Source organism: Methylomonas montana (assembly GCF_030490285.1).
Classification (GTDB): Bacteria; Pseudomonadota; Gammaproteobacteria; order Methylococcales; family Methylomonadaceae; genus Methylomonas; species Methylomonas montana.
On sequence record NZ_CP129884.1, the window covers coordinates 743182 to 757562 of the forward strand.

General features: G+C 53.7%; 20 protein-coding genes. 17 read left to right on the plus strand and 3 right to left on the minus strand.

Going from position 1 to position 14381, the window contains the following annotated elements:
* Window positions 1-320 precede the first annotated feature (320 nt).
* The 15 genes from nifV to modC all read left to right on the plus strand — a co-directional run bounded on the left by nifV (window position 321) and on the right by modC (window position 10289).
* Complete coding sequence (gene nifV, locus QZJ86_RS03645; RefSeq protein WP_301936508.1) at window positions 321-1445, plus strand: homocitrate synthase; 1125 nt, start codon at window positions 321-323, stop codon at window positions 1443-1445.
* 11 nt (window positions 1446-1456) lie between these two features.
* Entirely contained in the window at window positions 1457-1624 is a 168-nt protein-coding gene (locus tag QZJ86_RS03650) for a hypothetical protein (protein ID WP_301936510.1), read from the plus strand.
* Window positions 1621-2397: a serine O-acetyltransferase gene (gene cysE / locus QZJ86_RS03655; protein ID WP_301936513.1), complete on the plus strand. Its 777-nt coding sequence runs from the start codon at window positions 1621-1623 to the stop codon at window positions 2395-2397. The genes QZJ86_RS03650 and cysE overlap by 4 nt, the downstream gene beginning before the upstream one ends.
* Window positions 2397-2936: a hypothetical protein gene (locus QZJ86_RS03660; RefSeq protein WP_320415850.1), complete on the plus strand. Its 540-nt coding sequence runs from the start codon at window positions 2397-2399 to the stop codon at window positions 2934-2936. The genes cysE and QZJ86_RS03660 overlap by 1 nt, the downstream gene beginning before the upstream one ends.
* Window positions 2937-3008: 72 nt before the next feature.
* Window positions 3009-3134, plus strand: coding sequence for a hypothetical protein (locus QZJ86_RS03665; RefSeq protein ID WP_301936515.1), 126 nt, complete (start codon window positions 3009-3011; stop codon window positions 3132-3134).
* 5 nt (window positions 3135-3139) lie between these two features.
* The gene (gene nifW / locus QZJ86_RS03670) at window positions 3140-3454 is read left to right on the plus strand and encodes a nitrogenase-stabilizing/protective protein NifW (protein ID WP_192393150.1); all 315 of its coding nucleotides are present in this window, start codon (window positions 3140-3142) and stop codon (window positions 3452-3454) included.
* A complete protein-coding gene (locus tag QZJ86_RS03675; RefSeq protein WP_301936518.1) occupies window positions 3451-3927 on the plus strand; it encodes a nitrogen fixation protein NifZ in 477 nt (158 codons plus the stop codon). Before nifW ends, QZJ86_RS03675 begins: the two co-directional genes overlap by 4 nt.
* Window position 3928: 1 nt before the next feature.
* A complete protein-coding gene (nifM, locus tag QZJ86_RS03680; protein WP_301936519.1) occupies window positions 3929-4789 on the plus strand; it encodes a nitrogen fixation protein NifM in 861 nt (286 codons plus the stop codon).
* Between the two features lies 1 nt (window position 4790).
* Window positions 4791-6092, plus strand: coding sequence for an ATP-dependent Clp protease ATP-binding subunit ClpX (gene clpX, locus QZJ86_RS03685; RefSeq protein WP_301936520.1), 1302 nt, complete (start codon window positions 4791-4793; stop codon window positions 6090-6092).
* A 58-nt stretch (window positions 6093-6150) separates the two neighbouring features.
* Entirely contained in the window at window positions 6151-6768 is a 618-nt protein-coding gene (gene grxD, locus QZJ86_RS03690) for a Grx4 family monothiol glutaredoxin (protein ID WP_301936521.1), read from the plus strand.
* A gap of 23 nt (window positions 6769-6791) precedes the next feature.
* A complete protein-coding gene (locus tag QZJ86_RS03695; protein WP_301936522.1) occupies window positions 6792-7322 on the plus strand; it encodes a flavodoxin in 531 nt (176 codons plus the stop codon).
* Between the two features lie 10 nt (window positions 7323-7332).
* Complete coding sequence (locus QZJ86_RS03700) at window positions 7333-7776, plus strand: SoxR reducing system RseC family protein (protein WP_301936523.1); 444 nt, start codon at window positions 7333-7335, stop codon at window positions 7774-7776.
* Between the two features lie 240 nt (window positions 7777-8016).
* Window positions 8017-8316, plus strand: coding sequence for a hypothetical protein (locus QZJ86_RS03705; protein ID WP_301936524.1), 300 nt, complete (start codon window positions 8017-8019; stop codon window positions 8314-8316).
* 198 nt (window positions 8317-8514) lie between these two features.
* The gene (modB, locus tag QZJ86_RS03710; RefSeq protein WP_301936526.1) at window positions 8515-9201 is read left to right on the plus strand and encodes a molybdate ABC transporter permease subunit; all 687 of its coding nucleotides are present in this window, start codon (window positions 8515-8517) and stop codon (window positions 9199-9201) included.
* Window positions 9198-10289, plus strand: coding sequence for a molybdenum ABC transporter ATP-binding protein (modC, locus tag QZJ86_RS03715; protein WP_301936528.1), 1092 nt, complete (start codon window positions 9198-9200; stop codon window positions 10287-10289). Before modB ends, modC begins: the two co-directional genes overlap by 4 nt.
* A gap of 207 nt (window positions 10290-10496) precedes the next feature.
* Here modC and QZJ86_RS03720 read toward each other — a convergent pair whose 3' ends face one another.
* The 3 genes from QZJ86_RS03720 to QZJ86_RS03730 form a co-directional block, all read right to left on the minus strand.
* Window positions 10497-10757, minus strand: coding sequence for a hypothetical protein (locus tag QZJ86_RS03720; RefSeq protein ID WP_301936530.1), 261 nt, complete (start codon window positions 10755-10757; stop codon window positions 10497-10499).
* A 295-nt stretch (window positions 10758-11052) separates the two neighbouring features.
* Window positions 11053-11907, minus strand: a complete 855-nt coding sequence (locus tag QZJ86_RS03725) for an SIR2 family protein (protein WP_301936532.1) — start codon at window positions 11905-11907, stop codon at window positions 11053-11055.
* Window positions 11908-12278: 371 nt separating this feature from the next.
* A complete protein-coding gene (locus QZJ86_RS03730) occupies window positions 12279-12830 on the minus strand; it encodes a hypothetical protein (protein ID WP_301936534.1) in 552 nt (183 codons plus the stop codon).
* Window positions 12831-12990: 160 nt separating this feature from the next.
* Between QZJ86_RS03730 and QZJ86_RS03735 the strand changes: the two genes are divergently transcribed.
* Both QZJ86_RS03735 and QZJ86_RS03740 read left to right on the plus strand, forming a co-directional pair.
* Window positions 12991-13473 (plus strand): YajQ family cyclic di-GMP-binding protein, encoded by a 483-nt coding sequence (locus tag QZJ86_RS03735; protein ID WP_301936536.1) that lies wholly within the window; start codon window positions 12991-12993, stop codon window positions 13471-13473.
* A gap of 189 nt (window positions 13474-13662) precedes the next feature.
* Window positions 13663-14325, plus strand: a complete 663-nt coding sequence (locus tag QZJ86_RS03740) for a thioredoxin domain-containing protein (RefSeq protein ID WP_301936537.1) — start codon at window positions 13663-13665, stop codon at window positions 14323-14325.
* The last annotated feature ends 56 nt before the right edge of the window (window positions 14326-14381 follow it).

Consider the following 14381-nt stretch of genomic DNA (forward strand, 5'->3'; position numbering starts at 1 on the left):
ATATCGCCTCAATTCGAAAGGGGGCTGCGCGGCGTCAACATAAACCGATATGACGGCTTTAGCAAACCGGCGGTCTTAGGATTTGCAGGGCCAAGCGGGGGAGCATCACATCGTTGGCAATATGATAATGGCATTTTGTAGGGTTTGCGACAATCAGCCTTTCCCGCACCAACTTGTTTTGTCGTTATCGCGACCTTCGATCCTTTCAGGCTGCCAATTATCAAGGTTTAAGCAGTTGGCAAGCGTCTTGCATTAGTTAAGTCGAAGGCGTTTGTAACGCATGGGTTAAAACAGTTACCCGCTCGATTTGAGGCTAAAGCATGAAAACCGATTTCCGCACCATCATCATCGACGACACCACGCTCCGCGACGGCGAACAATCGGCCGGGGTAGTGTTCTCGCTGGAGGAAAAGCTGGCCATCGCTGGACAACTGGCAACCTTGGGCGTGCCGGAGCTGGAGATCGGTATCCCGGCGATGGGTGCTCAGGAGCGGGAAGAAATCAAAGCCATCGCCGCATTAAAACTGCCCAGCAATTTATTAGTATGGTCGCGGATGCGTGACGAAGATTTGCAACATTGCCTGGGGTTGGGTGTCGGCAGCGTGGATTTGTCGATTTCCGCTTCCGATCAACATATCCAACACAAACTCAAACAAAGTCGGGCCTGGGTGTTGGCGACCATCGAACGTTGCGTGAAAAACGCCGTCGACGCCGGCATGCGGGTCTGTGTCGGCGCCGAGGACGCATCCCGCGCCGACAGCGATTTTCTGGCGCAAATGGCCGAAGTCGCGCAAACCGCCGGTGCCTGCCGGATTCGCTTCGCCGACACCGTCGGCGTGATGGAACCGTTCGGGGTATTCGAAGCGATTCGTAAGTTGCGCACTGTCACCGACATGGACATCGAAATGCACGCCCACGACGATCTGGGTTTAGCCACCGCTAATACGCTGGCGGCAGCATTCGCCGGCGCCACCCACGTCAACACGACCGTCAACGGCTTGGGCGAGCGGGCCGGTAACGCGGCGCTGGAAGAGGTCGTGGTCGGTTTGAAACAACTGTACGGTTTTGAAACCGGCGTCGATCTGCGTAACTTTCCGGCTTTGTCGCATCAAGTGGCCACTGCTTCCGGCGACACCATCGGCAGCCGTAAAAGCTTGATCGGCCGCGATGTGTTCAGCCACGAAGCCGGCATCCACGTCGATGGTTTGCTGAAAGATCCCAACAATTATCAAGGCGTCGATCCGGCCTTGGTCGGCCGCAGCCACCAACTGGTATTGGGCAAGCATTCCGGCAGCCAAGGGGTAATGCATGCTTACCGCCAACTGGGTATCCAAATTAACCGCTGGCAGGCCGGTCGCCTGCTACCGCTGATCCGCGAGTTTGTCAGTCTGCATAAACGCGCGCCGCAATCGACCGATTTAAATCAATTTTTACATAGCCTATAGCGAGGTGTCCGATGAGTAGCAATCGTCAAAAACCAGCCGTGCCCAGCACCGCCAAAGTAGACGTACCACAGCACAATCCTGCGCAACACGAGGTTCAGGACGACCGTTACCCAGGTACATTTTTCCGGGTGCCGGGTGTACCGATGCCGGGCAAAACCACTTGGAGCCTAGCAAAATGATGTTCTTCTCGCCGTTCCGCCCCGGCACCAAGCCCGGCCTTTGGCAGGACTGGCGCGAGGATGTGGCTTGTGTATTCGCCCGCGATCCGGCGGCGCGCGGTTTGCCGGAAGTGTTGCTGGCTTATCCGGGCGTGCATGCGGTGCTGCTGCATCGAGTAACCCATCGTTTGTGGCATGCGGATTGGAAATTGACGGCGCGTTTGCTGGCGGCATTTGCCCGCTGGCTGACCAATGTCGATATTCATCCCGGTGCGACGATAGGCAAACGCTTTTTCATCGATCATGGCGCTGGCGTGGTGATCGGCGAAACCGCCGAGATTGGTCACGACGTGACGATGTATCACGGCGTGACGCTGGGCGGTACCACCTGGAACAAGGAAAAACGCCATCCGACATTAGGTAACAACGTGTTGATCGGCGCCGGTGCCAAGATATTGGGGGCGATCAATCTGGGCGACAACGTTCGGGTAGGCGCCAACTCGGTGGTGATCAAGGATGTGCCGCCATGCTGTACGGTGATAGGGATTCCAGGCCGGATTATTCAGCAAAAAGGCGTGAAGATTCAGGACCCTCGCGGTATCGATCTGGATCATCATCTGGTGCCCGACCCGGTCGGCAAAGCGCTGAATTGTCTGGTAGAACGTTTGGACGAGCTGGAGAACAACCAAAAACGTTTCGTGGTGGCGGAAGAAACCTGCGGCAGTTGCGAAGCGGAAGCCGTCTGTCACGGCGAAGACGTAGTGATCCTGAAACAAGCGGCGGGCGGTAAGTGATGGAAATGGATTTGTTGCAATTCGACGCCAAGGATCTGTACTACGAGAAAGCGGACACTCAGGAAGTGGAGGATTTGATCCAATACGCATCCGAGCGTTACGCCAGCGGCGAGGCCGAATTGCCATTGCTGCAAGCCTATCTCAGGGCGCCGGAGTCGTTGAACGTGTTGGTGTCTTTGAACAGATTTTATTACTACCAGCATCGCTTGGCAGAAGCCTTGCTGATATCCGAGAGAGCGTTGACGCTGATCCGACCCGGCATTGGTTTTCCGGATGATTGGCGGCAGCTGGAAAGACAGCACATCAGCGAGGCGCCGAAAGACTTGCTGACCCGGATCAGGCTGTATCTGTTTACCTTGAAGTCGATCGGTTTTTTGAACATGCGTTTAGAGAATCTGGAGTTGAGCCGGTCGATTTTCGAAAAGTTGGTGTCATTGGACGACAAGGACAGGATAGGCGCGCAGGGCTTGTTGGAGTTGGTCGTGCGCCGTCAGGAAGCGGCGGAAGGGATTTTCCGGATGCCGGAGGCTTTCGGGTAGGCATCGCCCAATAGTCAGATGCAAAACGATGGGCGATGCCCATACCGCACAATTAACCTAAAGGTGATTGCCATGATGAAGCAACGTAAATCCGATCCATTTCTGGCCCAAACAGCGGTGATGTTGGTGGTTTTGTTAGTGGTTTATGCACTGGGAGAACAACCCCCTGCCAATCTCGATCACCTAATGATGAGGTAATAACGATGAGTTTAGAAGAAGATATGGAAGAGCTGGAAGCCGCCGAAGACTTTCTGCGGTATTTCGAGCTGGAATACGATACGACCGTCGTTCACGTCAACCGGCTACATATCTTGCAGCGCTTCCACAATTATCTGAGTCAAGCCGGCGATAGCATGCCGGAAGACGAAGATGCGCAACGGGAAGTCTACAAAAAACTGTTGCATCGCGCTTACAGCGACTTCGTGGACTCCGACGCCCAGACCGAAAAAGTCTTTAAAGTCTTCAAGATGATGGAACCGCAAACCGTGTTTGTTTCACTAGGCGACATTAAAACATGATAGAAGAACGTTACGACGAAGAGCGCTTCGAATTCGGCGAGCGAGTCAGGCTGACTCGCAACGTGCGCAACGACGGCACTTATCCCGGCATGGATGTCGGCGATTTCCTGCTCCGGCGCGGCAGCGTCGGCAATGTGATCGAAGTGGGCACGTTTTTGCAGGATCAAGTGATTTATACCGTGCATTTTCTGGATGCGGGACGCATGGTCGGCTGTCGGGCGGAAGAGTTGATTTCGGCCGACGCGCCCTGGAACCCCAGCCGTTTTGAGTTCCGCGATCAGGTGCTTTGCACCATCGATTTGCCCACTCAAGACGGCAGTTTTCCGGCCGGCACTCAAGGCGAAATCCTGAAAGTGCTGAGAGAAAGCGACCCCTTGCTATACCACGTGCGTTTTCCCGGCAAGACCATGCAAGTCCCGGAAAGTGTGCTTGAGCCGGCCGACCCGGCAAATTTTAAAGAACCGGAGGCATAAGATGAGCCAGACTTCCGAAGTCCAGATAGAGCCTTACACCTTGTTGCGGGCTGCCTTGACACTGTTCAAAAAGGCCCCGGCGGAACTGGAACAGCTGCAATTGCGGCAGGTGGAAGTGCAGGCCAAAAACGAATACGAAATCGAAGGCCGGGTGTTGAATTCCGCCGAAGCTACCGGAGTGGTGATTTCCGATACCGAGCTGAATAGGGCCTATCAGGAAGTACGCGGTCGCTTCGAAGACGAAGATGCGTTTCTCGCGGCGCTTGCCGCCAACGGTTTGGATACGGATGCGCTAAAGGCCGCGTTGTATCGGCAGTGTAAGGTCGATGCGGTGATGGACCGAGTGGCCGCGCGGGCGCCCAAGGTTAACGAAGTCGAAATCGGCATTTTCTACCACTCGCATCAGGAAAAATTTCATAAACCGGAGCAGCGCACAGCGAGGCATATTCTGATCAGCATTAATCCGGATTATCCGGACAACACCCGTGAGGCCGCCTGGAAACGGATCAACGAGGTTGCCGACACCTTGAAGCGTAAGCCGCACAAGTTCGCCGATCTGGCGCTGAAATATTCGGAGTGTCCGACGGCGGTGCAGGGCGGTGAAGTCGGTAGCGTGGTCAAGGGCACCCTGTTTCCTGAGCTGGATGCGGTGTTGTTTGGCATGAAAGAAGACGCCATCAGTGATGTGGTGGAAACCGAGATGGGTTTTCACGTGATTCAATGCCTGAAAATCATCCACGCCGAAACGATGTCGTTAAAGAAAGCTACACCGAAGATTCAGCAAATTATGCAGGATCGTTACCGCAGAAATTGTCAGCGCACTTGGCTGGCTAGTCTGCCCGCAGTCAACAGGAGTGCTTAACATGGTAAAAGAACCCAAACATTGTTCGTTTTGCGGTATCGAAGCGTCGGCATCGGTGCCGATGATCGCGGGCACCGAAGGCTATATTTGCGAAGCCTGTGTGATGCTGGCCAGCCAAGTGGTCTCCAGCTGGGGCAAGAAAAAGGAATTGGCTGATATGCAGGGGCCGTTGCCCAAGCCCGCCGAAATGAAAGCCATGCTTGATCAGTATGTGATCGGCCAGGATTTGGCCAAGGAAATCCTGGCGGTGGCGGTTTACAACCATTACAAACGCCTGAAAAACGTCAGCCGTAAAACCGGCGGCTTGGGCGAATCCGATCAGAGCGTCGAAATCGGCAAATCCAATATTTTGATGATAGGTCCGTCCGGCACCGGTAAAACCTTGTTGGCCAGCACCCTGGCAAAAATCGTCGGCGTGCCGTTTGCGGTAGCCGATGCCACCACGCTGACCCAGGCCGGGTATGTCGGCGACGACGTGGAAAATATCCTGGTGCGTTTGCTGGACGTGGCCGACGGCCAGATCAGCAAGGCCGAGTGGGGCATCGTTTATATCGATGAGGTGGACAAGATCGCCCGCAGTCCGGAACAAGCGTTTGGCACTCGCGATGTCTCCGGCGAAGGCGTGCAGCAGGCACTGTTGAGGCTGGTGGAAGGCTCGCAAGTCAAGGTCTCGGCTAAGGGCAGGCGCAAGGATCACAGCGGCAACGACTCGGTGATGGTCGATACCAGCAATATTTTGTTCATCGCCGGCGGCGCGTTCCCTGGCTTGGAAAAACATGTCGAAAAACGCTTGTTGCCGCCGAAAACTGCTATCGGTTTTCATGCGGAAGTCAGCAATCCCGACGACAAGCCCACACTGGAAGCGATGTTAAATGCCACCCAGCCGGACGATTTGAAACGTTTCGGTTTGATCCCGGAGTTCATCGGTCGTTTCCCGGTACTGGCGCCGCTGGAGCCGTTGGATGTCGATGCCCTGATTCAGGTGTTGACCGAGCCGAAAAATGCCTTGGTCAAACAGTACCAGCATTTGTTCGCCTTCGACGAAGTCGAGCTGGAGTTTACCCAGGATGCCTTGGTGGAAATTGCCGAGAAAGCCATCGCCCGCAACACCGGCGCTCGCGGTTTGCGCGGCATCATGGAGCATGTGCTGCGCCGGACCATGTTCGACTTGCCTTCACGGCCCGATGTCGAGCGCTGCATTGTCAACGCCGAAGTGATCCGCGGTGAGGCCGATATCCAAGTCGTGGAAAAGGACAAGCCGGGTGAAACGGACGAATTGCAAAAGCTGGCTGGCGGAGAGTAATACCGAAATCGTGTGACGATGGTTCGCCCCGAAAAATTTTAGTTAATCGAGAAACACTATGAGCGTTAAAGAAAAAATCCTGCAACAACTCGCCGAAAACCCGGTGCTGATTTATATGAAAGGCGTGCCTAGCGCCCCGGAGTGCGGATTTTCCGCCAAGACCGTCGCTATCTTGAACGAAACCAAGGTCCCTTACGGGTATGTCAATGTCTTGCAATCGCCGTTCATTCGCGAGAAATTACCGTCCATATCGAAATGGCCGACGTTTCCGCAAGTGTTCATCAAGGGCGAATTGGTCGGCGGAGCCGACATTGTCGAAGCGATGTACAACGATGGCAGCCTGCTGCCAATGCTACAGGCTGCCGTGAAGCCAGCGGACAGCGCCGAAGCCAGCCAGACCATCACCCACTCGGAAGTGGAAGCGCTGATTCTGGCCGTTTATCCTGGCGCGACCATCGGTATCGAAGGCCAAGGCTGCGATTTGAACATCAGCGTGGTCAGCGATTTGTTCGCCGACCAAGCGATGATCAAGCAGCATCAAGGCGTGATGGCGACCTTGAGCGAACCGCTGGCCTCCGGCCGTTTGCACGCGGTCACCCTGAAAACCTATACCGCCGCAGAGTGGCAGGCGCAACAAGCACCGGCCAATCCGGGCTTGCTACAAATTCAAATCTAATTAGCTCACAAGGAGACATCATCATGGCAAAAGTAGGCATTTTTTTCGGAACCGATACCGGCGCCACCCGCAAAGTCGCCAAGACGATCGCCACGCAATTGGGCGATGCGGCCGACAAACCGGTCAATATCAACAAAGCCTCCGTTGACGATTTATTGGCTTACGACGTATTGATTCTGGGTTCGCCGACTTATGGCGAAGGCGAATTGCCCGGCATGAGCGCCGGACACGATAACGAGAGCTGGGAAGAGTTTCTGCCGACGTTGGCCGGCGCGGACTTTTCCGGTAAAACCGTTGCCCTTTACGGATTGGGCGATCAGGAAGGTTATCCGGGCCATTTTGTCGATGCCTTGGGCTTTTTGTACGACGCTTTCGCCGATGCTGGCGCCAACATCGTCGGCATGACTAGCAGCGCCGGTTACACCTTTAAAAAATCCAAAGCTTTGCTCGGCGATCAATTTGTCGGCTTGGCGCTGGACGAAGATAACCAAAAAGACCTCAGTGAAGCGCGTTTGAAAGACTGGCTGGCGGCGATTAGCCCGGCTTGGGCATAAATCGCGGCCCATGATCGAAGAAGCGGCGGTGGTGACCAGGGTTGGCGACGGCCAGACCTGGATCAAAAGCCTGCAAAGCAGTGCTTGCGGCGGCTGTATGCAACAGCAGTCCTGCGGCACTGCGACCTTGGCGAAAATCCTGCCAAAACGCGAATTTGCGGTAGACAGCGAGCTGGCTTTGCAGCCCGGCGACCGGGTGATGGTGGCGATAGAGGATGCCCACTTGCTGTTAACCTCGGTATTGTTGTATTTACTGCCCTTGCTGATAATGTTGGCCGGTGTCGGGCTGGCCGAATCTTATCTGCCAGCCGACATCGCCGCCGACTGGTTGCCGGAAATCGCATTACTGTTCTTGCTGGTTAGCTTCTGGCTGATTCATCGTTTTCAAAATCTGTTATTGCTGCAACTGTGTTTTAAGCCGCAGATCGTCAGGAAATTAGCCGACGGCGAGTAAGCGCGCGGTTGTCAGATGTCCCACAATGTTGCGCTATTGTTGGATAACTGTCCTAAATCGGTGCGATAAGCGCCGGTATCGGCGCCGATAAAGCCCTTATTTCCTGGTTTCGCCAGTCATTATCTTGATGGCATCTATATTGCTAATAAGCGCTTGAAAACCATTGGGATTTTCAAGCGGGCGGCGGGCGAGAGCCAATGCCTGTCGCTGATTTTTTGGCAATGTCATTAAGGTGATGATATGAGTGAAGTTCTACTGGTAGGATTGATTATGTTGATTGTCGCAGCCTGCGCCTTTGCGCCTTTGGGTTGCATGCTATCGGCTTATTCAAAGTCGAGAAAGTCCAGCGGCGCAAGAAAATCCGCAGCAGGCGATGCTGGGCTTAGCTTGCCCGAGGACTCCATCCTCAAACGGCATTTTTTGACGCAATTGCAAAGTGAGATCGAAGCGACCTTGTTTCCTAGGCCAACCGATTCCATGCTGCAGCGCCATTATGATTCATTGGTGGCCGCCAAGGTGGAAAATCGGCTGGGCAGATAATCCGGCGTCCGGTCAATTCGGCGCTATTGCCGTCAAACGAGAGTTATACGGGTGTGGATTGGTTCGCACCCACATTCTTTCATCGCTGTTTTTCCTCTTCAAAGCGTATTTTTCTGGCATTCCACCCGGCTGTTTAGCGAGAATAGGCGGGATGTTTCGCGTCCCGGCGATTCCCTTGTCGATTCTTGAAGGCTATCCATGCTAAACGCCGCCGATCTGGCTACCTTATTTCTGACCTTCCGGGTTGCCGGGCTGGCTACCGTGCTGCTGTTGTTACTGGGTACGCCGCTGGCCTGGAAGCTGGCGCGTAGCCGCTCGCGCTGGAAAGGCGTGATCAATAGCGTGGTGGCGCTGCCCTTGGTATTGCCGCCAACGGTGTTGGGTTTTTATTTGTTGGTCTTGATGGGGCCGGCCGGGCTGGTGGGTAAATTCACCCAGTGGTTGGGCATCGGTACCTTGCCATTCAGTTTCGGCGGTTTGGTGGTGGCGTCGGTGCTGTATTCTTTGCCATTTGTGGTGCAGCCTTTGCAGAATGCTTTCGTCGCAATGGGCGAAGCGCCCTTGGAAGCAGCCGCCACCTTGGGTGCCGGGCCGCTGGATCGCTTTTTCAGCGTGGTGTTGCCCCTGGCCAAACCGGGTTTTTTAACGGCTGCGGTCTTGGGTTTTACGCATACCGTCGGCGAGTTCGGCGTGGTGTTGATGGTCGGCGGCAATATTCCTGATAAAACCCGTGTGGTATCGGTGCAAATCTATAACCATGTCGAAGCCTTGGAATACGGCCAAGCGCATTGGTTAGCCGGCGGATTACTGATCTTTTCCTTCTTGGTGTTATTGCTGCTGTACAACAGCCAACAAACTCAAACGCTGACCCAATCCTTGAAATGACCATGGCCCAGGTTCAACGCATTCAGGCCCGCTTTCGCTTGGCTTACGGCCAATTCGATTTGCATGTCGATTTAAATCTGCCGGCCAGCGGCGTGACTGTTCTGTTCGGCCATTCCGGTTCCGGCAAGACCACTTTGTTGCGCTGTATCGCTGGTTTGGAACGGCCGCCGCAGGGCTTCTTGAAAATTGGCGAGACGCTCTGGCAAGACAGCGAGAACGATTTTTTCTTGCCCGCCCATCAACGCAACCTAGGCTATGTGTTTCAGGAAGCCAATCTGTTCCCGCATCTGACGGTACGCGGTAATCTGGACTATGCGGTGCGGCGCTTACGTGGCAAGGACCGGGCATTTTCGTTGGATCAGGCCATCGAATTGCTGGCGATTGCGCCCTTGCTGCAACGTTTGCCGGCCAGGCTCTCCGGCGGCGAGCGGCAGCGAGTAGCCATTGCCAGGGCGCTGGCCGCCAGTCCGGATGTGTTGTTGATGGACGAACCGATGGCGTCGCTGGACGAACAGCGCAAGCAGGAGTTTTTGCCGTACCTGATCGGCTTGCACCAAAGCCTGCAAATACCGATCCTGTATGTCACCCACTCGCTGCAAGAGGTCAATCAACTGGCGGATCATCTGTTGGTGATGGCGGGCGGAAAAGTCGTGGTCTGCGGGCCGTTGGTGGAGACGTTGACCCGCTTGGACGGGCCGCTGGCATTGGACCGGCAGGCTGCCAGCGTCTGGCAGGGTAGGCTGGTCAGCCACGAAGCGGAATATCACCTCAGTCACGCCGAGTTCGCCGGCGGTAGCCTCAGCTTGCCGTATCTGGAGTTGCCGATCGGCAGTCCGGTCAGAATAAGGATTTTTGCCAGCGATGTCAGCATCACCCTGCAACCGCCGGAAGCCTCCAGTATCCTGAATATCCTGCCGGCCACCATTAGGGAGATTAGCGATATGGGCCAAGGCCAAACTGTGGTGCAATTGGCGGTGGGCGGCGAGATTTTATTGGCGCATATCACCGAAAAATCGGCGATGTTGCTGAATCTCCAGCCCGGTATGGCCGTGTATGCACAGATCAAGGGGACTTCGATCGTGAGATAGGGTTTTCAGGAAATGCTTTTGAGTTACTTGGCGCAAATACAGGCGGTAAATTTGGTTTAAAATAAACAAAGAAACTGTTGGCACAGGGCGGGTTCCCGGAGCCTTAGTGCAGGGTATTCATATTTTGCAACTATCGTAAAGCAAAAATATATTGTCTCCGATAGTTGCTTTTAAAAAGAATACGCGTTGCCGAAAAGCTGATTTTGTTTAAGCAGTTAATTCGCAAATTTTGTCAAACTCGGGTATGCCAGCCGTCAAGCGCTTGCGTAAGAAATTTAACTGACGCTGTAGTTCATCTTCGGCATCGCCGACATTTTTAAACACCTGAATCATTTTTTGATCATTCAACAGGTCCGGATGCTGCGAATCAATGAATTCAAGTATTTCCGCATCCATTTCGCTGATATTTTTCAAAGCACTTTCCATTTGGGACAATACTGCATGTAATTCTGTAAGATTTTTGGCCATAAAAACCACCATTTAAAAATATGACTAGGTTAAAAGAGAATGTTTTGTAAAAATAAAAACGATAAGTTATTTTTCAAGTATTCGATAAAATCAAAAATGTCGGCCGGTTAAAATCGCGTGTTTTTAATGCCTGGGGCCATTGAATATTTACCAGGCAGGCTGCCTTAGAATATTGGGCTCGCTTAAACTCGGGCTGACTAAGAGACTATCAAAATCAATAGGGCGGCCAGAAAAGCACTGTCCACCCTAAATTTAAAACCTAAGACGGCATCGTTGGCGCCAGGTTCGGATAGCCTTAAGCGGCAACGGCCGAGTCTTGTACCGATTGCAGGAAGTCCTTGCAGTCGGCGTTGATCAATTCAAACCCCATTTTTTCACTGAAGCGTTTTTCTTTATCAGTGGGATTTTTTCTTAAGAACCAGCCTTTATGTTCGGCGGCGCCGTAGACAATGTCGCTCATCACCATGCGTTCGGAGTCGCGATTTAAAGGCAGGCCCAACAACAGGTATTTTTTGCCCTTGCGGTATTCTTTTAAGAAATCCGGAATCGCAAAACCGCCCATCAGCTCGGTGATGTAATCGACGTAATCGGCGTCGGAAGCAATATAGTTGGATTCCGGTTTGGGGGTGCCCATCGGTTTAAACAGGATCGGCAGGTTTCTATCGACTTGTTCCTGCGGAATCTCGAAATAGCTGCTGCCGTCGTAATGAAAGATTTTGAAACGAAAGGCGGTGGCGACGATACGCGCCACGCCGACGATCAGCGTGTGTTCTTCATCGGCATAACTTTCTTGCAACTGGGTGTCGCGGTTAATGTCGATGACGTATTTGGGCCGCCATTCCTGTAGCCAGTCGTGTAGCGAAGCGCGGGTATATTGAGTGTCGCCGTATAACTTGTCCAAAAACTGGCCGAGAAAATTGCGGCCGCGTTTCAGTTCTTGATTCATGGCCGCGCGTGGAAATTCGTACATCAGTTTCGGCGCCATCGGTTTGCCGCCGTTCATCGCCAGAATCAGGCTGTCGCTGTCGGCCGGCATCGCTTCGTGTGTCAGCTTGTTTTGAGCGTCGAACAGTACCCCAGGCCCCAGATAAGGAATGACTTGGTTATCGTACAAGCCGCTTAAAATTTCGGAAAAAACAGTGCTCGACATATTGCGCCCCATGTGGATGAAAAGTAATGCATTTGCTAATGCAAAAATTAATCCAATTCTGGCGGATAGTGCGGCAAGCCTTTAACCACAAGGGTTGCGAGGATGTTTTAGCCAGCGATGTTTCGGCAACAACCATACGAATTGGGGTGAATTTGTCGCAAGTCCGACAATCGCAGGCTTGCCGGCTTCCATGCCGGCAGAGAAGGGGCAATGTCATTTAGTTAAGCTTTGGCGTTGTTAATTCCCCCCTTTTAAAAAGAGGGGCCGGGGAGATTTTCTAAATAAATCTCCTCGATCCCCTTTATGTCCCGCAGGTACTTTTTCGGAGGGGGAAGCGCCTTAACTTAACGGAATTGGCGTAAGTAGAGAGACTAGTGCCAGCCGCCATATTGAGAGGTCGGATCGCCGCGGAAACCGGACGTGGTTTTATTGGCATCCGGCACATGCGCGGTATTTTCGGCGGCCCGCACCATATTGTTATGGGTGTAGCCGCCCATGGCCTTGGCTTGCTTGGCGATGGCGGTGGTGGTCGGGTTGATGTCGTATTTGCTGGTGTCGGGATGGACGATCGCGCTGATCAATGTTTCGTCTTTAGCGGCGTTTGCGCTGGGCGAATAACTCAAAATCACCGGTAGCGTCGTGCCGGACGGCACCGGGACTTCATAGCGTGGGCTGTTGTTGAGTTCGGTGCTGGCCAGCACTGCGCCGCTTTCCGAAAGCAATTTGACGCTGCCGGTTTTGATCGGCCCGGCGTTGTTGCTGACCGCGCCCAGCAGTGAGGTAGCCCGTAGCGTTTGTGTGGCCGCGGTTTTGCTGGGGACGCTCGATTTCGCTTGGTCCTGGCCGCAGCCAGTTAGTGCGGCGCAACTCAGCAAGGTAAGGCCGGCGACTAGCGCCCGGCTGAAAATAGTCGGTGTTTGCATGCATATCTCCGTAGTCCTGGGCTTAAGATACCCGCTTAACCGATGCCCGACAAGTGCGGTTTGTCTGGCGCGAGTCGCCGTGGGTTTGCCGATATCGCAGTTGAATAATGCTGCCGAGGCCGTTATAGTTACCCACCTTTTATACTTGTAAATCAATGCTATGCCATCATTCGACATCGTTTCAGAACTTGACAGCCACGAAGTGACCAATGCCGTGGACCAAGCCAATAAAGAAGTCTCCACCCGTTTCGATTTCAAGGGCTCCAACGCCTGTTTCGAAGAGCAGGACGACAGCATCGTCATGAAAGCCGAATCGACCTTTCAATTGCAACAAATGCTGCCGATTTTGTATTCGAAAATGGGCAAGCGCGGTATCGATATTTCCAGCCTGGAGAGCGGCAAGATTCAGGACACCGGCAAGACTGCCCAGCAAACCATCACCTTGAAGCAGGGCGTCGGCACCGATCTGGCAAAAAAAATCGTCAAGTTGATTAAAGACAAGAAACTAAAAGTGCAGGCCGCGATCAACGGCGATAAGGTGCGGGTGACCGGTAAAAAACGTGACGATTTGCAGGAAGTGATCCAAATGTTGCGCACGGAAGATTTGGAACAACCGCTGCAATTCAATAATTTTAGAGATTAGCTTCCGGCGTTGTGATTCGGCAACTGCTGGCGTTAGTGCTCAAAGTCGCTAAGCGGGTCGTTAACATGCGCTGATGAATACCATTTGTCGTTCGTGCGGTCGCGAATTCAGCAGCGTCGGAAGCCTGTAACCAAGCGGGGTAGGCACCGGCGGGTGTTTGCTTAATTAACTTTGTCCGGGGAGAGTGTCATGGCAACAGTCAAGATCGGTCAGAAAGTGCCGCCGTTGTCGGTATCGGCATGGGTGCAAGGCCAGCCCACCAATTTCGAGGCCTTGCTCGGCCGAGTGGTCTTGGTGGCGGTGTTTCAAGTCAATTGCCCCGGCTGTTTTTTGTATTGCTTACCGCAAGTGCTGGCGCTAAACCAGCGTTACGCCGACAGCGGTTTAGCGGTACTAGGCCTGGCTACCGCATTCGAGGATTTCGATAAAAACAATCTGGAAAATCTGAAACGCCTGGTCGAAACCGGCGAGGTAGTCGGCGAAACCTGGAAGGCGCTGAACAAGAGGCGCTTGCTGTGCGACGGCAAATTGCTGTATCGCATCGACTTTCCGGTGGCGATGGATAGATTGACCAAGCGCGAATTCGGCAGCATCGAAAACGAAATAGATGCCTTCATCAGCCAGCGCTTGAACGATTTCGAGCAGCAAGCGGAGCCACGCCAACAGCAGGTGCGGCGGCAAGTGCAACAATATCTGCAAGCGCAGGAATATCAGGCCGAAACCTTCGAGCGCTTTCAATTGCAAGGCACGCCTTCTTATATTCTGGTCGATAAAGCCGGCTTGCTGGCCGCTTGCCGGTTCGGCAATTATCCGGAGCTGGAAGCCGATGTCGTCAGGCTGCTGCAACAATAAGCCCTAGGGCGTATACCGAGGCAACTCGGGCATGATATGGTTGCGACATTTTATCG